The 17,306-nt window shown below is 53.8% G+C and carries 15 protein-coding genes and 2 tRNA genes; 11 read left to right on the plus strand and 6 right to left on the minus strand.

The window, feature by feature from the left end; translation table 11 throughout:
• The first annotated feature begins 49 nt into the window (after positions 1-49).
• Positions 50-126: transfer RNA gene (locus F3J37_RS19375), tRNA-Asp, on the plus strand.
• A 7-nt stretch (positions 127-133) separates the two neighbouring features.
• Positions 134-209, plus strand: a tRNA-Trp gene (locus F3J37_RS19380).
• 126 nt (positions 210-335) lie between these two features.
• On the opposite strand, the gene hdfR is transcribed toward F3J37_RS19380, so the two are convergent.
• Positions 336-1,157 carry an HTH-type transcriptional regulator HdfR gene (gene hdfR, locus F3J37_RS19385; RefSeq protein ID WP_034820037.1) on the minus strand — a complete coding sequence of 274 codons (822 nt, stop codon included), beginning with the start codon at positions 1,155-1,157 and terminating at the stop codon, positions 336-338.
• Positions 1,158-1,278: 121 nt separating this feature from the next.
• Here hdfR and F3J37_RS19390 point away from each other — a divergent pair, with 121 nt between their 5' ends.
• On the plus strand, positions 1,279-1,617 hold the full coding sequence (locus F3J37_RS19390; RefSeq protein ID WP_034820034.1) for a MaoP family protein: 339 nt from the start codon (positions 1,279-1,281) through the stop codon (positions 1,615-1,617).
• A gap of 30 nt (positions 1,618-1,647) precedes the next feature.
• Here F3J37_RS19390 and F3J37_RS19395 read toward each other — a convergent pair whose 3' ends face one another.
• Complete coding sequence (locus F3J37_RS19395; RefSeq protein WP_166935131.1) at positions 1,648-3,168, minus strand: YifB family Mg chelatase-like AAA ATPase; 1,521 nt, start codon at positions 3,166-3,168, stop codon at positions 1,648-1,650.
• A gap of 327 nt (positions 3,169-3,495) precedes the next feature.
• Here F3J37_RS19395 and ilvL point away from each other — a divergent pair, with 327 nt between their 5' ends.
• From ilvL to ilvA, 6 genes are all read left to right on the plus strand, one after another.
• Positions 3,496-3,594, plus strand: coding sequence for an ilv operon leader peptide (gene ilvL / locus F3J37_RS19400; RefSeq protein ID WP_071531048.1), 99 nt, complete (start codon positions 3,496-3,498; stop codon positions 3,592-3,594).
• A gap of 149 nt (positions 3,595-3,743) precedes the next feature.
• A complete protein-coding gene (gene ilvG / locus F3J37_RS19405; protein WP_166935133.1) occupies positions 3,744-5,390 on the plus strand; it encodes an acetolactate synthase 2 catalytic subunit in 1,647 nt (548 codons plus the stop codon).
• Complete coding sequence (gene ilvM / locus F3J37_RS19410) at positions 5,387-5,644, plus strand: acetolactate synthase 2 small subunit (protein WP_034820026.1); 258 nt, start codon at positions 5,387-5,389, stop codon at positions 5,642-5,644. Before ilvG ends, ilvM begins: the two co-directional genes overlap by 4 nt.
• Before the next feature lie 18 nt (positions 5,645-5,662).
• A complete protein-coding gene (locus F3J37_RS19415; RefSeq protein WP_034820022.1) occupies positions 5,663-6,592 on the plus strand; it encodes a branched-chain amino acid transaminase in 930 nt (309 codons plus the stop codon).
• 61 nt (positions 6,593-6,653) lie between these two features.
• Entirely contained in the window at positions 6,654-8,504 is a 1,851-nt protein-coding gene (gene ilvD / locus F3J37_RS19420) for a dihydroxy-acid dehydratase (RefSeq protein ID WP_166935135.1), read from the plus strand.
• 6 nt (positions 8,505-8,510) lie between these two features.
• Positions 8,511-10,058 carry a threonine ammonia-lyase, biosynthetic gene (ilvA, locus tag F3J37_RS19425; RefSeq protein ID WP_097119459.1) on the plus strand — a complete coding sequence of 516 codons (1,548 nt, stop codon included), beginning with the start codon at positions 8,511-8,513 and terminating at the stop codon, positions 10,056-10,058.
• Here ilvA and ilvY read toward each other — a convergent pair whose 3' ends face one another.
• Complete coding sequence (gene ilvY / locus F3J37_RS19430) at positions 10,059-10,940, minus strand: HTH-type transcriptional activator IlvY (protein ID WP_160869936.1); 882 nt, start codon at positions 10,938-10,940, stop codon at positions 10,059-10,061.
• A 161-nt stretch (positions 10,941-11,101) separates the two neighbouring features.
• Here ilvY and ilvC point away from each other — a divergent pair, with 161 nt between their 5' ends.
• Positions 11,102-12,577 (plus strand): ketol-acid reductoisomerase, encoded by a 1,476-nt coding sequence (gene ilvC, locus F3J37_RS19435; protein ID WP_166935137.1) that lies wholly within the window; start codon positions 11,102-11,104, stop codon positions 12,575-12,577.
• A 263-nt stretch (positions 12,578-12,840) separates the two neighbouring features.
• On the opposite strand, the gene F3J37_RS19440 is transcribed toward ilvC, so the two are convergent.
• The 3 genes from F3J37_RS19440 to F3J37_RS19450 form a co-directional block, all read right to left on the minus strand.
• On the minus strand, positions 12,841-14,175 hold the full coding sequence (locus F3J37_RS19440; protein WP_034820002.1) for an MFS transporter: 1,335 nt from the start codon (positions 14,173-14,175) through the stop codon (positions 12,841-12,843).
• A gap of 289 nt (positions 14,176-14,464) precedes the next feature.
• Positions 14,465-15,466, minus strand: coding sequence for an inner membrane protein YhjD (gene yhjD, locus F3J37_RS19445; RefSeq protein ID WP_034819999.1), 1,002 nt, complete (start codon positions 15,464-15,466; stop codon positions 14,465-14,467).
• Positions 15,467-15,511: 45 nt separating this feature from the next.
• Positions 15,512-16,411, minus strand: coding sequence for a LysR family transcriptional regulator (locus F3J37_RS19450; protein ID WP_045814179.1), 900 nt, complete (start codon positions 16,409-16,411; stop codon positions 15,512-15,514).
• A gap of 115 nt (positions 16,412-16,526) precedes the next feature.
• On the opposite strand from F3J37_RS19450, the gene F3J37_RS19455 reads away from it, so the two are divergent.
• A complete protein-coding gene (locus tag F3J37_RS19455; protein WP_166935139.1) occupies positions 16,527-17,285 on the plus strand; it encodes an SDR family NAD(P)-dependent oxidoreductase in 759 nt (252 codons plus the stop codon).
• Positions 17,286-17,306: the final 21 nt, after the last annotated feature.

Consider the following 17,306-nt stretch of genomic DNA (forward strand, 5'->3'; position numbering starts at 1 on the left):
CGAAACACCCGAAGTCAGAACGGTTTTCTGATTTTGGTACAGAATCGGTGGAGCGGTAGTTCAGTTGGTTAGAATACCTGCCTGTCACGCAGGGGGTCGCGGGTTCGAGCCCCGTCCGTTCCGCCACCCTTTTAGGGGCGTAGTTCAATTGGTAGAGCACCGGTCTCCAAAACCGGGTGTTGGGGGTTCGAGTCCCTCCGCCCCTGCCAGAAAACAATCCTTTGCTTCGGCAAAGGATTTTTTTTGTCCAAAATTTGGCATTTACCTCATAAATTCGTCAGTGAAAAGGGTTTGAGTTTCACTGCGCGACACTCAAACCCCTCTCAATTTCTGCTTTATTGCGTCAATACTGGAAATTTAAGCAGCTGACGAATATGTGCTTGTTGATCGCTATTCTGCAGCCACACCGCATAGAGTGGACGAACGGCAACGGGTGTATCTGGAATAACCATCAAATCACTATAAATGCTGTGCCATGAATCCGGTAAAAACGCGCAGGCGCCGGTAGTGTGGAGTAATTCACGTGTCACATGCGCTGAAGTTGTGGTCAATACTGGCACATCATCACTGGATAAATAACTTTCATGTTGATGAAAATCCGCACCCCATTCCAGTTTAATGTAATCATATTTTTCACGTTTCTCAGTCTTACGTGCGCGGAAGAGCGCGAGTGAAATATGACCAATCTGTTGGCTGGTTAATTCATCCATTTTGGGCGCTTCGGTGGTGATTAAAAGGTCCAACTGACGCTCATGTAATTGCTTTACCAGCAAATGCCGTTGTGCGATACGTGCTTCAAGGTGAAGACTTTCACGATTCTCATAAAGCGTTTTTAACCAAGGGGTTAGATAAGCCTCCCACAACGACGCGCTGGCACCTATCGATAGCTCATGATGCTGTTGTGTATGTGAAACTTCCTTTTTAGCCATCAGCCAGGTACTCATCAGGCTCTCTGCATAGGGTAATAAACGCTCACCCGCAGAAGTCAGCCGAATATTATTTCGATGACGGGTGAAAAGGTTGACTCCCAACTGATTTTCCAGCTGACGAATGCGAAAACTAACGGCAGATTGCGTGAGGTAAAGCGCTTCAGCAGCACGCCCGAAATGGCGTGTTCTGCTCACTTCGAGGAAAGTTTTCAGTAATTCCGTATCCACAGCATTCTCCCAAAAAATGTTTGTCGTACTGATTTAAATGTTTTGTTTTACACTCTGTCAAGCCTATCTAATACTCCGCGCCATAAATAGCACGGCCATAAGAGAGTCGGGAGCGTGTAAAATGGCGGATAGCTTCGCAACAACAAATCGTTTCTTTGATAACAAACATTATCCTCGTGGTTTTTCACGTCATGGTGATTTCACCATTAAAGAAGCTCAGCTTCTGGAACGCCACGGTTACGCCTTCAATGAACTGGACCTCGCCAAGCGTGAACCAGCGACTGAAGAAGAGCGTTCGTTTTTAGAAGTATGTCGTGGTCTGCGTGAGCCGCAAACGGAAGCTGAACGTGTCTGGTCGAAATATACCGCACGTATTAAGCGTCCTAAGCGTTTCCACACATTGTCTGGCGGTAAGCCGCAGATGGACACTGTGGAAGACTTTAGCGATAGCGATGATTAAAAAATAGCGGGGCTTCTAAAGCCCCGTTTTTTATTCCAGACTGTTGTGCAGAAAGATTAGCAACCGGTCAATGCTGCGATAACCCACAGCCTCCTGCAAATGCTGTCGTGAAATCGTCTCCTCCCCTGCCAAGTCGGCAATCGTCCTGGCGACTTTCAAAATGCGTTGCCACGCGCGCACAGAAAGACCCAGCGAATTCAATACAGCTTCCAGCCATATAGCATCGTCCTGTCTCAGTACACAGCACTGGGCAATCTCCGGATTAGATAAATGCGCGTTTATTTTGCCTGCTCGCTCAATTTGCCTCCGACGAGCAGCAAGGACGCGTTTAAGTACCGTCTCGCTGCTCTCACTGACTTCCTGTTTTTGACTTAAGGTTCCACTGGGTAGCAATGGGATTTCCAGAGACAGATCAAAGCGATCAAGAAACGGACCTGAGAGCCGGCTCAAATAGCGCAGCACCTGTTGCGGCGTGCATCGATTATGACGGCCTTGATAATGCCCGGTAGGGCTGGGGTTCATGGCGCCAATTAACTGAAAGCGCGCAGGATAAGTGACTTTGGCGCGTGTACGGGAAATCGCAATCTCGCCGGATTCAATGGGCTCGCGTAATGCATCCAGTACCTTGCGGTCAAACTCCGGGAGTTCATCCAGAAACAGGACGCCATTGTGCGCCAGAGAGATCTCACCAGGCCGGGGGATTGCTCCTCCTCCCACTAATGCATACAGCGAAGCGCTGTGATGAGGAGCTCTGAATGGCCTTCTGCGCCACTGATGATGGAGGTTTCGGCTGCTGACCAGGCTATTAATCGCTGCGCACTCCAGTGCTTCCTGGTCGTCTAAGGGCGGCATAATGCCGGGCAGGCGGGTCGCTAGCATGGTTTTCCCTGTGCCGGGCGGTCCAAGCAGTAACAGGTTATGCCCGCCAGCGGCAGTGATCTCCAGGGCGCGACGTCCTTGTTCCTGACCGATGATTTCGCTGAGGTCCTGGCTTTCCTGTTGCAGCGCCTCAGGTTGAGAATACGCAACGGTGAGTGTCGACTGGTTATGCAGGAAAGCGCAGATCTCGAGCAGATGTTTACCGACGAGCGTTTCCCCTTGTTGGATCAATCCGACATCCTGTTGATTCTCTTCAGCTAACACCATCTGCCTGCCGGCTTGCAAAGCGGCCATCGCTGCTGGAATAGAGGCCTGAACGCCACAGAGCGCGCCGTTGAGTGCTAACTCCCCCAGGAACTCATAGTGCGCCAGTTTCGCGTCAGGAAGCTGCTCTGAGGCCGCGAGAATCGCAATGGCGATGGGAAGGTCGTAGCGCCCACCTTCTTTTGGCAGATCGGCAGGAGCCAAATTGATGGTGACGCGTTTAGCAGGGAAGGTGAATCCGCTATTGATAATGGCACTGCGTACCCGTTCCCGCGCTTCCTTCACCGTGGTTTCAGGCAAGCCAACCAGCGTTAAAGCGGGCAACCCCTTGCTGATATGCACCTCAACCGTTACCAATGGCGCCTGTACGCCGAGCGCCGCGCGAGTGAGAACCTTTGATAAAGACATAACCACTCCTTGTTGTCTTCATCATGCGAGGAGTAAATTCAGATTGCGAATGCGATTAAAAAACATCAGCGCCGGATTCCAGTGAATCGGCGGTTTTTACAATGTTTTCGCCGCAGTTGAGGTCGATATCGCAGAATTAACAGAGAGGTTTCGCAGTGTGCGTAATGAAAATTTTTCACAACTTAAAATAACCTTTAACTTACAAGGCGATAACCCACACCCATTGCTTACGTCATAAAAAAACATTATGAAAATAATTGTCAACGCGTAGATAACTATGGTAACTCTGTAGGTATTACTTCGAACAATCGAAAAAACAGACAACACATGAAAGCCCTTCTACAAGTGATTAGCCTAGTCGTGATTAGCGTGGTGGTGATTATTATCCCACCGTGCGGGGCATCGCTTGGAGAAAGAAAGGCTTAAAAATCAAGCCCGGAATTCCAAAAACCCCCGCACCGAAAGGTCCGGGGGTTTTTTTTCGACCTGGCTAAATATCAGCGAATCAGCGAGGAACAGATTATGAGCAGTAGCATAAAGTTCTGTTGTTCCACCAGGAATACAGGAGAATAACGATGACAGGTGCACAGTGGGTAGTTCAGGCTTTACGCGCGCAGAGTGTCGACACAGTGTTTGGCTATCCTGGCGGCGCAATCATGCCAGTGTACGATGCGCTCTACGATGGCGGCGTGGAACACCTACTGTGTCGTCATGAGCAAGGTGCAGTGATGGCGGCAATTGGTTATGCCCGTGCCACCGGTAAAACTGGCGTGTGTATCGCCACTTCCGGTCCCGGCGCCACTAACCTGATCACCGGTTTAGCCGATGCGTTTATGGATTCCATCCCAGTTGTCGCGATCACCGGTCAGGTTTCATCTGCGTTCATCGGCACCGATGCCTTCCAGGAAATCGACGTTCTCGGCCTGTCATTAGCCTGCACCAAGCACAGTTTCCTGGTTGAATCCCTCGAAGATTTGCCTTCCGTGATGGCCGAAGCCTTTGCCATCGCCCAGTCTGGCCGTCCCGGTCCGGTTCTGGTGGATATCCCGAAAGACATCCAAATTGCTAGTGCCGATTTAACCCCACACCTGTTGCCGGTTGAAGAGGCGATCAGTCATTCGCCAGAGCATATCGCGGAAGCCCGCGCATTAATGGCGCAGTCGCATAAGCCAATGCTGTATATCGGCGGCGGTGTTGGCATGGCACAAGCGGTGCCTGCATTACGTGCCATGGCTGAAGCAACCGGCATCCCAACGGTGTCCACGTTGAAAGGCCTGGGAAGCGCAGACGCCAGCAGCGATCTCTATCTTGGCATGTTGGGTATGCACGGCACCAAAGCTGCCAACCTTGCCGTGCAATCCTGCGATTTACTGATTGCCGTTGGCGCGCGTTTCGACGACCGCGTCACCGGCAAGTTAGACACCTTCGCCCCGCATGCGAACGTCATTCATATCGATATCGATCCGGCCGAGTTGAACAAATTGCGTCGCGCGCACGTTTCGTTGCAAGGTGATTTGAACCAGGTGCTGCCTGCGTTGAGTATGCCGATGCAGATTGAGGGCTGGCGCACCGAAGTTAAAGCGATGAAAGCCGAGTTTGACTGGCGTTACGATCATCCAGGCGAGGCCATTTACGCGCCGCTGCTGCTGAAACAGCTCTCCGATCGTAAAGCAGACAGCGCCGTGGTGACCACCGATGTTGGGCAGCATCAGATGTGGGCTGCGCAGCATATGAGCTTCACCGCGCCAGAAAACTTCATCACCTCCAGCGGCCTCGGCACCATGGGCTTCGGTCTGCCTGCCGCCATCGGTGCGCAGGTTGCTCGCCCGGAAGACACCGTGATCTGCGTGTCAGGTGATGGCTCAATCATGATGAATATCCAGGAACTGGGCACCATCAAGCGCGGTAAGTTGCCGGTGAAAATCCTGCTACTGGATAACCAACGTTTGGGCATGGTGCGCCAGTGGCAGCAGTTGTTCTTTGATGGTCGCTACAGCGAAACCATCCTTACCGATAACCCCGATTTCCTCACGCTAGCCAGCGCCTTTGATATCCCAGGCCAGCACATTAGCCGTAAAGATCAGGTCGACGCCGCGATAGATGCTCTGCTGAACAGTGAAGGTCCTTACTTCCTGCATGTTTCGATTGATGAGCATGAGAACGTCTGGCCATTGGTACCGCCGGGTGCCAGCAACGCAAACATGATGGAGAAAACCGCATGAATCAGCATCAATTGTCTATCGAAGCCCGCTTCCGCCCTGAAATATTGGAGCGCATTTTGCGTGTTGTCCGCCACCGTGGCTTCCAGGTGTGCTCGATGAACATGGCATCTGCGATCAACGCTGAGAACATTAATATCGAGATGACCGTTGCCAGCCAGCGTTCGGTCGATTTACTGTCTTCGCAGTTAAGCAAACTTATGGATGTCGCTTGTGTCGAGATCCAGCAACAGACATCACAACAAATCCGCGCTTAGTCGCCAAAGGAAATAACAATGAGTACGAAGAAAGCAGACTTTATTTGGTTCAACGGGGAGATGGTTAAGTGGGAAGATGCCAAGGTCAGCGTCATGTCTCACGCACTGCACTACGGTACTTCAGTGTTTGAAGGCGTACGTTGCTACGACTCACACAAAGGCCCAGTGGTGTTCCGTCACCGTGAACACATGCAGCGTCTGCACGACTCCGCCAAAATCTATCGTTTTCCTATCGCCGCCTCTGTTGATGAGCTGATGGAAGCGTGCCGCGAAGTGATTCGAGTGAACAAACTGAAAAGTGCTTACATTCGTCCATTGGCGTTTGTTGGCGACGTAGGCCTGGGTGTGAACCCACCAGATGGCTACACCACCGACGTGATCATCGCTGCTTTCCCATGGGGTGCTTACCTGGGTGCTGAAGCACTGGAAAACGGTATCGATGCGATGGTGTCTTCATGGAACCGTGTTGCACCGAATACCCTGCCAACCGCGGCTAAAGCCGGTGGTAACTACCTCTCCTCACTGTTGGTCGGCAGCGAAGCGCGTCGCCACGGTTATCAGGAAGGTATCGCTCTCGACACCAACGGCTATATTTCAGAAGGTGCTGGCGAAAACTTATTCGAAGTGAAAGATGGCATTCTGTTCACGCCGCCGTTCACTTCTTCAGCCCTGCCAGGCATCACCCGTGACGCCATCATCAAGCTGGCGATCGACCTGGGTATCGAAGTGCGTGAGCAAACGCTGTCGCGTGAATCTCTGTATCTGGCTGATGAAGTGTTCATGTCGGGTACTGCGGCAGAAATCACCCCGGTACGTAGCGTTGACGGCATTCAGGTCGGTGCGGGCAAACGCGGTCCAGTGACCACCAAAATTCAGAGCGCATTCTTCGGCCTGTTCACTGGCGAAACCGAAGACAAGTACGGCTGGTTGGATCAAGTTAATCCATAACAAGACAGTTACGCGGGTGCAGCTGCGCCCGCGTCATATTTCAGACTGGAGTAAATAGAGCATGCCTAAGTACCGTTCTGCCACCACCACCCATGGTCGTAACATGGCGGGTGCACGCGCCCTGTGGCGCGCCACAGGAATGACCGACGCCGATTTCGGTAAACCGATTATCGCCGTGGTTAACTCATTCACCCAATTCGTGCCGGGCCACGTGCACTTGCGCGATATGGGCAAGCTGGTGGCTGAGCAAATCGAAGCCGCCGGTGGTGTCGCCAAAGAGTTCAACACCATCGCGGTGGATGACGGTATCGCCATGGGTCATGGCGGCATGCTGTATTCACTGCCTTCGCGCGAGCTGATCGCCGATTCCGTGGAGTACATGGTGAACGCGCACTGCGCCGATGCCATGGTGTGTATCTCTAACTGCGACAAAATCACCCCCGGCATGCTGATGGCGTCACTGCGCCTCAACATCCCGGTGATCTTTGTCTCCGGCGGTCCGATGGAAGCCGGTAAGACCAAACTGTCTGACAAAATCATCAAGCTGGACCTGGTTGATGCGATGATTCAGGGTGCTAACCCGAACGTCAGCAATGAAGATAGCGATAAAATCGAACGCTCTGCGTGCCCAACCTGTGGTTCTTGTTCAGGGATGTTCACTGCGAACTCCATGAACTGTCTGGCCGAAGCGCTGGGTCTGGCACAGCCAGGCAACGGTTCACTGTTGGCGACCCACGCCGACCGTAAAGAGCTGTTCCTCAACGCCGGTAAGCGCATCGTTAGCCTGACCAAAAAGTATTACGAGCAGGATGATGAGCGCGTACTGCCACGCAACATCGCCACCAAAGCGGCATTTGAGAATGCGATGACGCTGGATATCGCCATGGGCGGTTCCACCAACACCGTTCTGCACCTGCTGGCAGCGGCGCAGGAAGGCGAAATCGAATTCAACATGTCAGATATCGACCGCCTGTCGCGCAAAGTACCGCACCTGTGCAAAGTGGCACCGAGTACGCCGAAATATCACATGGAAGATGTGCACCGTGCTGGTGGCGTTGTCGCGATTCTGGGCGAGCTGGATCGTGCCGGGCTGATTGATACCAGTGCGCGCAACGTTCTGCAGCAGAGCATGCGTGAGACCCTGGATCAGTACGACATCATGCTGACCCAAGACGAAGCGGTGAAGAAAATGTTCCGCGCGGGCCCAGCCGGCATCCGTACCACCCAAGCCTTCTCACAAGACTGCCGTTGGGACACACTCGATGATGACCGTAAAGAGGGTTGTATCCGTACTCGTGAGCACGCCTTCTCTCAGGATGGCGGTCTGGCCGTACTGTACGGCAACATCTCTGAAGATGGTTGTATCGTTAAAACCGCCAGCGTTGACGCTGAGCTGCTGACCTTCAAAGGTCCAGCCAAAGTCTACGAAAGCCAGGATGACGCGGTAGATGCGATCCTCGGCGGCAAAGTTGTGGCGGGCGATTGCGTGGTGATCCGTTACGAAGGGCCGAAAGGCGGTCCGGGCATGCAGGAAATGCTCTATCCGACCACCTATCTGAAATCGATGGGTCTGGGTAAAGCCTGTGCGCTGATCACCGATGGTCGTTTCTCTGGTGGTTCTTCGGGTCTTTCAGTGGGTCACATCTCTCCAGAAGCGGCGAGTGGTGGCACCATCGCGCTGATTCAGGATGGCGACATGATCGAGCTGGATATCCCGAACCGTCGTATCCATCTGGATCTGCCAGACAACGAAATCCACGCTCGTCGTGAAAAAGAGTTGGCGCGTGGCGAAGCGGCCTACACCCCGCACAACCGCGAACGTGCGGTTTCGTTCGCGCTGCGTGCTTATGCATCACTCGCGACCAGCGCTGATAAAGGCGCGGTACGCGATAAGTCCAAGCTGGGAGGCTAACAACTGATGGCTGAGTCTCAACCGCTACCCGCGTCGCCTAACGGCGCGGAGTATTTGCGCGCAGTGCTGCGTGCGCCTGTGTACGAAATTGCCCAGGTTACGCCGCTGCAGAAAATGGAAAAAATTTCATCGCGTCTCGGCAACACCATTCTGGTGAAGCGTGAAGATCGCCAGGCAGTGCACAGCTTCAAGCTGCGTGGGGCATATGCGATGATTGCCGGACTGACCGAAGAGCAAAAAGCACGCGGCGTGATTACGGCTTCGGCCGGTAACCACGCACAGGGTGTGGCACTTTCGGGGAGTCGGCTTGGCATCAAATCACTGATTGTGATGCCGGTGGCCACGGCGGACATCAAGGTTGATGCAGTGCGCGCATTTGGCGGTGAGGTTTATCTGTTTGGTGCTAACTTCGACGAGGCAAAAGCCAAAGCCATCGAGCTGGCCGAGCAGCAGGGTTACACCTTTGTGCCACCGTTTGACCACCCGGCAGTCATTGCCGGGCAGGGCACGCTGGCCATGGAACTGCTGCAACAAGATGCGCATATTGATCGCGTATTTGTGCCGGTCGGCGGTGGCGGTCTGGCGGCGGGTGTGGCGGTGCTGATCAAACAGCTGATGCCGCAGATCAAAGTGATCGCGGTGGAGTCGGAAGATTCGGCCTGCCTGAAAGCGGCACTGGATGCTGGCGAGCCGGTGGATCTGGCGCGTGTCGGTTTGTTTGCTGAAGGTGTGGCGGTGAAGCGCATCGGCAGCGAAACCTTCCGTCTGTGCAAAGAGTATCTCGACGACATCATCACCGTGGACAGTGATGCCATCTGCGCGGCGGTGAAAGACCTGTTCGAAGATGTGCGTGCGGTGGCGGAACCTTCGGGCGCGCTGGCACTGGCAGGGATGAAGAAGTACATCCAACAGCACGACATCAAAGGCGAGCGTCTCGCGCATGTCTTGTCGGGTGCCAACGTCAACTTCCACGGTCTGCGCTACGTGTCAGAACGCTGTGAAATTGGTGAACAGCGCGAAGCGTTGCTGGCGGTGACGATTCCAGAACAGCAGGGCAGTTTCCTGCGTTTCTGTCAGACGTTGGGTGGCCGTTCCATCACCGAGTTCAACTATCGCTATGCGGATGCCGATAACGCCTGCATCTTCGTTGGGGTGCGCTTAACGCGCGGTCTGGAAGAGCGCAGTGAGATCATTAGCCAGCTCAGCGAAGGTGGCTACCAGGTGGTGGATCTGTCAGATGATGAGATGGCGAAGCTGCACGTGCGCTACATGGTCGGCGGTCGTCCATCGAAACCGCTGCGCGAGCGCCTGTTTAGCTTTGAGTTCCCGGAAGCACCGGGCGCGCTGCTGAAGTTCCTGCAGACGCTCGGCGCACACTGGAATATCTCGTTGTTCCACTATCGCAGCCACGGTACCGATTTTGGTCGCGTGCTGGTGGCCTTCGAAGCCAACGATCAAGAGCCGGATTTCGAAACCCATCTCACGGCGCTGGGCTACGAATGGCACGATGAAGCGAACAACCCGGCGTTCCGTTTCTTCCTCGCCGGGCAGTAACTACAGCAGGTTCCAGAAAGCACTGATAAGCGGCTCCCCGAGCCGCTTTTTTTGTACGCACACGCCCAGTTCCAGCGGCGCGACCGACTCCACATTCTCCAGCGTCAGTACGCGATTGCGTACCGGCTCCGGGCTGTTCTCCAGCACCACATCCGGCAGCAGCGCGATGCCACATCCCAGCGCTACCATCGATACAATCGCCTCATGGCCAGAAACCGTGGCGTAAATTTGTGGATTGGGAATGCGATGGCGACGGAACCACAAATCAATACCGCGCCGTGCAGGCCCTTGTTCTGGAACGATAAAGGGGATCTGTGACCAGTCGGGATTGTCCTGCGTTGCCTGGCCTCGCACCGGACAAGGCAGCGCCGGGGCGATCAGCACCAGCGGAATAATGCCTAATGGCGTAAAATCTATGCTGGCTGGCAGCGATTCAGGACGACCGGCAATCGCTAAATCCGCTTCGCCCGACTGCACCATCTCAATCGCATCGGCGGCGTCACCGGTGGTGAGTTTGATTTCCACCTGTGGATGTTCTGCACGAAAGCGATCGAGAATTGGAGGCAGATGGCTGTAAGCGGCGGTCACCGAGCAGAACAGGCGCAGCTCGCCGCTCAGTGAAGGGCCGTTCAGATCCATCACGTGGCGCAGTTGTTGATATTGCAATAAGGTTTGCTGAGCAAATTGCTTGAGGCGTTCACCGGCTTCAGTGAGCGTCACGGTGCGGTTATCACGCAGGAACAGCGCGTGACCCACATCTTCTTCAAGGCGCTGAATCTGGCGAGAGAGCGTGGAAGGGCTGACGTGCATAGCACGCGCGGTGCGACCAAAATGACAGCTTTCGGCCAGATGAAGAAAGAGCTTCAGGTCTCGTAAATCCATGCGCGTTTCACCTCAACGTGTTGTTGCAAATTCTGCAATGTGACCTTGCTAATATATCAATTTAAGCAATAGATTTCCTGTCATATGATGGGGTCATTCGCGGCACTGAATACGGTGTCGTTACCGAACAAAAGCAAACACAACATCTAACCGGAGTACCCATGGCTAACTACTTCAACACATTGAATCTGCGCAACCAGTTAGCGCAGTTAGGCAAATGTCGTTTCATGTCACGCGATGAATTCGCGGATGGCGCTAGCTTCCTGAAAGGCAAGAAAGTCGTTATCGTTGGCTGTGGCGCTCAGGGTCTGAACCAGGGTCTGAACATGCGTGACTCCGGTCTGGATATCGCTTATGCACTGCGTGCTGAAGCGATTGCTGAGAAGCGTGCTTCTTTCCGCAAAGCGACCGATAACGGTTTCAAAGTGGGTACTTACGAAGAGCTGATCCCACAGGCGGATCTGGTGGTTAACCTGACGCCAGACAAGCAGCACTCAGCGGTAGTTAAAGCGGTACAGCCTCTGATGAAAGATGGCGCAGCGCTGGGCTACTCACACGGTTTCAACATCGTTGAATCGGGTGAAACCATCCGTAAAGACATCACCGTGGTGATGGTTGCACCTAAGTGCCCAGGTACTGAAGTGCGTGAAGAGTACAAGCGTGGTTTCGGTGTGCCAACCCTGATCGCGGTTCACCCAGAAAACGATCCAAAAGGCGAAGGCCTGGCGATTGCTAAAGCCTGGGCTGCTGCCACCGGCGGCGACCGTGCTGGCGTACTGGAATCTTCCTTCGTTGCAGAAGTGAAATCTGACCTGATGGGCGAGCAGACTATCCTGTGCGGTATGCTGCAGGCCGGTTCACTGCTGTGCTTCGATAAGCTGGTGGCTGAAGGTCACGATGCGGCTTATACCGAAAAACTGATTCAATTCGGCTGGGAAACTATCACCGAGTCACTGAAATTCGGTGGCATCACCCTGATGATGGATCGACTGTCTAACCCGGCGAAAATCCGTGCTTACGCACTGTCTGAGCAGCTGAAAACCATCATGGCTCCGCTGTTCCAGAAGCACATGGATGACATCATCTCGGGCGAATTCTCTTCAGGTATGATGGCTGACTGGGCGAACGACGACAAAAACCTGCTGACCTGGCGTGAAGAGACCGGTGCAACTGCATTCGAGAACGCACCACAGTTCGAAGGTAAAATCGACGAGCAAGAGTACTACGACAAAGGCGTTGTGATGGTTGCGATGGTGAAAGCGGGCGTTGAGCTGGCCTTCGAAACCATGATCGATGCAGGCATCATTGAAGAGTCTGCTTACTACGAATCACTGCACGAGCTGCCGCTGATTGCGAACACCATTGCACGTAAGCGTCTGTATGAAATGAACGTGGTTATCTCTGATACCGCAGAATACGGTAACTACCTGTTCTCCTTCGCGGCAGTTCCACTGCTGAAAGAGTTCATGACCACTCTGCAGCCGGGCGATTTGGGCAAAGCGATTGAAGGCACTCAGGTTGATAACGCGCAGCTGCGTGATGTTAACGAAGCCATACGTCAGCACCCAATCGAAGCTGTTGGCCGTAAACTGCGTGGCTACATGACCGATATGAAACGTATCGCGGTTGCTGGCTAATCCCCGCACGACACCGTTTTCAGCACAAGAAGAACCCCGGCTTGCCGGGGTTTTTTTATGCCTGATCAGATAGGTTTCTCACACTCAGACACGATAAAACACCATTGAGCCGTAACGCATGGCGATCACGCAGTCCGGGGCCGCTTAGGGTCTGGCGTCCTCGCGCCGCTAACGCGGTGCCCTCATGTCATTCGCCCGTATCTCAATTCCGACCCAATAAAAAACCCGGCCTGAGCCGGGTTCATCATATCAATCTGCAACCATCACACCGCTTCGTACAGCGTCTGATGGCGCGTCTCTTTACAGGCAATCAGCGCAATCAGCGTCAGCACGGCCATGGAAGCCAGATAAAAACCGACCGCCTGCAAACCGTAGTTAGCGTTCAACCATGTTGCAATATAAGGCGCAACCGAGGCACCGAGAATTGACGACAGGTTATAGGAGAACGACGCGCCGGTATAACGGACTTCGGTCGGGAACAGCTCTGGCAGCAGCGCACCCATCGGCCCAAAGGTGAGGCCCATAATGCTCAGGCCCAGCAGCAGGAAGCCCATCACCAGAATCTGTGAGCCTGAACCCAGCAGCATCGGGAACATCAGTGCGAAGGCGATGATCAACAAAGTAATGGTGATCATGGTGCGACGACGGCCATAGCGGTCTGCCAGCAGGCCCGCAATCGGTACCATCACACCAAAGCCAATCACCGCCACCATCAGCATCCACAGGAAGCTATTACGGGAAAAGCCTAAGCCCGCTGGCGCCGGTGCAGTGCCGTAACTCATCGAGTACACGGTCATGATGTAGAACAGCGTATAGGTCGCCAGCATGATGAAGGTGCCAAGAATCGTAGCGGTCAGATGCTTGCTCAGCAGCGTACCGATCGGCATTTTGACCTGCTTGTTCTCTTTCTGCACTTTGGCAAACACCGGGCTTTCATGCAGCGAAACGCGCACATACAGGCCAATCAGTACCAGTACAGCAGAAAGGATAAACGGCACACGCCAGCCCCAGTTCATGAACTGCTCATCGGTCAGCAGCCAGGAGAGCAACAGGAAAGTACCGTTGGCGAAGAAGAAGCCAATTGGCGCGCCAAGCTGCGGGAAGGAACCATAGAGCGCACGTTTTTTCGCTGGCGCATTTTCGGTTGCCAACAGAGCGGCGCCGCCCCATTCACCACCAAGACCCAGGCCCTGACCAAAGCGTGCCAGCGCCAGCAGCAGCGGGGCAGCAACGCCAATGGTTTGGTATCCAGGCAGCAGACCGATCAATACGGTAGAGACGCCCATGGTCAGCAGCGATGCCACCAGGGTGGCTTTACGGCCTACACGGTCGCCAAAGTGACCGAATAGCGCAGAACCAATCGGGCGCGCGACGAAGGCGATAGCAAACGTAGCCAGCGACTGTAGCGTTGCCACGGTGGCATCACCCTGCGGGAAGAAAATGTGCGGAAAGACGATGACGGCCGCAGTGGCATAAATATAGAAATCGAAGAATTCGATCGCGGTGCCGACAAGCGATGCCACGACCACTTTTCCGCGTGAGTTTACGGGCGTGTCGTCGTGTTTTTTGTCGAGTGTTTCTGTGATGGAGGCTTGCATGACTGTTTCTTAATTGTAAATGTAGACAGAGAATCTTACGCACCTGTTTTGCGGCATTCAATGATGAAAACCCGCGCCAGAACAGGCATTTTCGGCGAAAAAGTGGATAATTTCTGAGTTGCGGCAATCGGCGGGTGATGGGAACGGGAAGTGTCACTTTTTTGGCGGGAATCTCTGCAAAAGGGCCAAATTAAAGTGACCCTTTAGCGTTTCCTGCTGGTTTTTGCTGGAATAATAGCCAGCAGGAAACATTTTTAGCTGTTGCGGCAAATGTAACAATTTTGCGATGTTAATTGCCCTGATGCGGCTGCGGCATCTCTTTATCATCCTTGTATTTTGCGGTGGCTATCCACGCGGCGCAGAACAGTGTCAGACGGGCAAAGAAGTAAAAGAACGCCATTAATCCCAGCACTGAACCAAAGGCTGCCCCAGAGGGCGAAGTGGCCAGCTTTGGCAGCGTCAGCGTCATCACAAACTTAATCACTTCAAAACCAATCGCCGCCAGCAGCGTGCCGCGAAATAGTGCTTTTTTGCGCGGCTTATGGCGCGGCAGAATCCAGAAAATCCACAGGAACAACAGATAGTTGGCAAAGATGGAAATCGACAGCGCAATGATGGTCATTGCCGGGCGCAGCCACTCGATATCCTCCAATCCCAACGCGTTGACGATGGCATTCTGCGCGGCACCGGCAATGGAGGTCAGCGACAGGGTAATCACCAGCGCCAGCATCAGACCCAGCAACGACACCAAATCACGCGCATATTTCTTCCATAACTTCTCTTGATCGTCCGGCTTACGCTCCCAAACATCACGCGATTGCGCGCGCACCGCCTCGCGCAAATTGCCCATCCAGTTAATGCCAGAGTAGAGCGCCAGCAGCAAACCGGTTAACCCGACCGTCGCGCGCTGCTGAATCGCGGTGTTCACGGTGTTCTTTAGCGTAGTGGCCAGCGTAGGATCGCTGATGCTGTTAACGATTTTGTTGATCAACTCGGTGAGTAAATCCTGATTCGACGCCAGCACAAAACCGACTGCCGCAAAGGAGACCATCAAAATCGGTATCAGAGATAGGAAGGAGAAGTAAGTGATCGCTGCGCCAAACTGGCTGCCGAGGCGATCGTTAAACCGATCCAGCGCGCGCATAAAATGCGCCACCGCCGGAATGGCCTGGAACCAGGCCGCAAAGCGCGACACGTTCTGGATTGAGCCATCCACGGTTTTGTTACCGGTCTTGATATCTATCAGCGGCTTCTTTTCAGCCGTGGGTTCTTGGTTAGGTTTGTCTGTCATAGACGATAATCATCCTGTTCACTACGAAATTAAAATTATAGCCCTTTATGTCACATACTCCTGCAACACCTGACTCAGCCACTCCATAAACACCCGCACGCGACGTGCTACGTTGCGGCGATGTGGGTAAAGCAACGAAATCGGCATCGGCTTGGCGGGGAAGTGATGCAGCACTTCCACTAACTGGCCTGATTCCAGCAGTGGCTGCACGCCAATCGCCGGCACCTGAATAATGCCCAGCCCGGCAATGCAGGCGGCACGATAGGTTTCGGTGCTGTTCACCGTCACCACGCCGCCGGTCTGAACATAGTGGCACTGCTTACCATCAAAGTATTCAAACCCCAAAGAGGGCTGCCCCAGCTGCTGGGTGTAATGCACCATCGCGTGCTGTGCAAGATCTTCGAGGCGCACTGGCATGCCGAAGCGGGAAAGGTAGTCGGGACTGGCGCAGTTAATCAAGGCATGTGATCCGATTTTTCGCGCAATCAGACCCGAATCTTTCAGCTCGCCCACGCGGATCACGCAGTCAAAACCTTCACGAATCACATCCACCTGGCGATCGCTGCTGCTAAGCTCAATTTCGATGCCGGGATAATGCTGCAGAAACTCAGGCAAACGCGGCAGGATAAATCCGGTGGCCATGGCTACCGACATATCGACGCGCAACTTGCCGCTCAGGGTGGCGGGATCGTGCTGGAACAGGCTGTCCATGTCATCGAGCATCGATAACAAATCGAGACAGCGATCGTAATACACCAGCCCATCCTGGGTGAGATGCACACGTCGCGTGGTGCGATGCAGCAGACGTGTGCCCATTTGATTTTCCAGCGCCTGTAACTGGCGCGATACGCTGCCTTTCGGTAGTCCAAGACTTTCAGCTGCACGGGTAAAACTGCCCATTTCTGCCACCCGCACAAAAACCTGCATTGCGTGAATTTTATCCATGTTGTTCACCGATTGTTGTTGTTAGTGAAACAGTGCTGCGTATTCCTCTGCGTTTATAGATCAATTTATAGCGAATATCCTTATCCCGTGTTCAATTTTCCATCTGGAGCGAAACATGAGTCATAAAATTGCATTGATTACCGGCGGTAACCGCGGTTTGGGCAAGAATGGTGCGCTGAAACTGGCGGCCAAAGGCGTGGATATCCTTTTTACCTATCGTGGTCATGCGGAAGAAGCGCAGGCCGTGGTGAAAGAGATTGAAGCATTGGGCGCACGTGCGGTGGCGTTACAGCTGGATGTCGGCGACAGCAGCACCTTCGACAGCTTCGTGGCGCAGGTGAAAGAGACACTGCAAAAAACCTGGCAGCGCGACAACTTTGATTATTTAGTGAACAACGCCGGTCACGGTCACTACAAGCTGTTTGCAGAAACCACGGAAGAAGAATTTGATGCGCTGATCAATGTGCATTTCAAAGGGCCTTACTTCCTGACGCAGAAGCTGCTGCCGTTGATCGTTGATGGTGGTCGCATCCTGAACATCTCCAGCGGATTAACGCGCATGACGTTGCCGGGATCAGGCACCTATGCCTCGGTGAAAGGGGCGATGGAAGTGCTGACGCGCTATCAGGCCAAAGAGCTGGGTGAGCGCCGCATTCGCGTCAATATTCTGGCACCGGGTGCGATTGAAACTGACTTCGGCGGTGGACGCGTGCGCGATACCAAAGATCTCAACGATCACATTGCCTCGGTGACATCGCTGGGCCGTGTGGGTCAACCGGATGATATTGGTGACGCGATCAGTGCCATCCTGAGCGAAGAAACCGGCTGGATCACCGCGCAGCGTATTGAAGCTTCAGGTGGGCAAGCGTTGTAATCATGCACGCGGAGTGACGCA

This window comes from Candidatus Pantoea communis (assembly GCF_011752685.1).
Classification (GTDB): domain Bacteria; phylum Pseudomonadota; class Gammaproteobacteria; order Enterobacterales; family Enterobacteriaceae; genus Pantoea; species Pantoea communis.

What these genes read in the sequence shown, in the direction of transcription:
- F3J37_RS19390 (WP_034820034.1), top strand. Translation starts at nt 1,279, where the DNA reads ATGGCGGATAGCTTCGCAACAACAAATCGTTTCTTTGATAACAAACAT.
- F3J37_RS19395 (WP_166935131.1), bottom strand. Translation starts at nt 3,168, where the DNA reads ATGTCTTTATCAAAGGTTCTCACTCGCGCGGCGCTCGGCGTACAGGCG.
- ilvL (WP_071531048.1), top strand. Translation starts at nt 3,496, where the DNA reads ATGAAAGCCCTTCTACAAGTGATTAGCCTAGTCGTGATTAGCGTGGTG.
- ilvG (WP_166935133.1), top strand. Translation starts at nt 3,744, where the DNA reads ATGACAGGTGCACAGTGGGTAGTTCAGGCTTTACGCGCGCAGAGTGTC.
- ilvM (WP_034820026.1), top strand. Translation starts at nt 5,387, where the DNA reads ATGAATCAGCATCAATTGTCTATCGAAGCCCGCTTCCGCCCTGAAATA.
- F3J37_RS19415 (WP_034820022.1), top strand. Translation starts at nt 5,663, where the DNA reads ATGAGTACGAAGAAAGCAGACTTTATTTGGTTCAACGGGGAGATGGTT.
- ilvD (WP_166935135.1), top strand. Translation starts at nt 6,654, where the DNA reads ATGCCTAAGTACCGTTCTGCCACCACCACCCATGGTCGTAACATGGCG.
- ilvA (WP_097119459.1), top strand. Translation starts at nt 8,511, where the DNA reads ATGGCTGAGTCTCAACCGCTACCCGCGTCGCCTAACGGCGCGGAGTAT.
- ilvY (WP_160869936.1), bottom strand. Translation starts at nt 10,940, where the DNA reads ATGGATTTACGAGACCTGAAGCTCTTTCTTCATCTGGCCGAAAGCTGT.
- ilvC (WP_166935137.1), top strand. Translation starts at nt 11,102, where the DNA reads ATGGCTAACTACTTCAACACATTGAATCTGCGCAACCAGTTAGCGCAG.
- F3J37_RS19440 (WP_034820002.1), bottom strand. Translation starts at nt 14,175, where the DNA reads ATGCAAGCCTCCATCACAGAAACACTCGACAAAAAACACGACGACACG.
- yhjD (WP_034819999.1), bottom strand. Translation starts at nt 15,466, where the DNA reads ATGACAGACAAACCTAACCAAGAACCCACGGCTGAAAAGAAGCCGCTG.
- F3J37_RS19450 (WP_045814179.1), bottom strand. Translation starts at nt 16,411, where the DNA reads ATGGATAAAATTCACGCAATGCAGGTTTTTGTGCGGGTGGCAGAAATG.
- F3J37_RS19455 (WP_166935139.1), top strand. Translation starts at nt 16,527, where the DNA reads ATGAGTCATAAAATTGCATTGATTACCGGCGGTAACCGCGGTTTGGGC.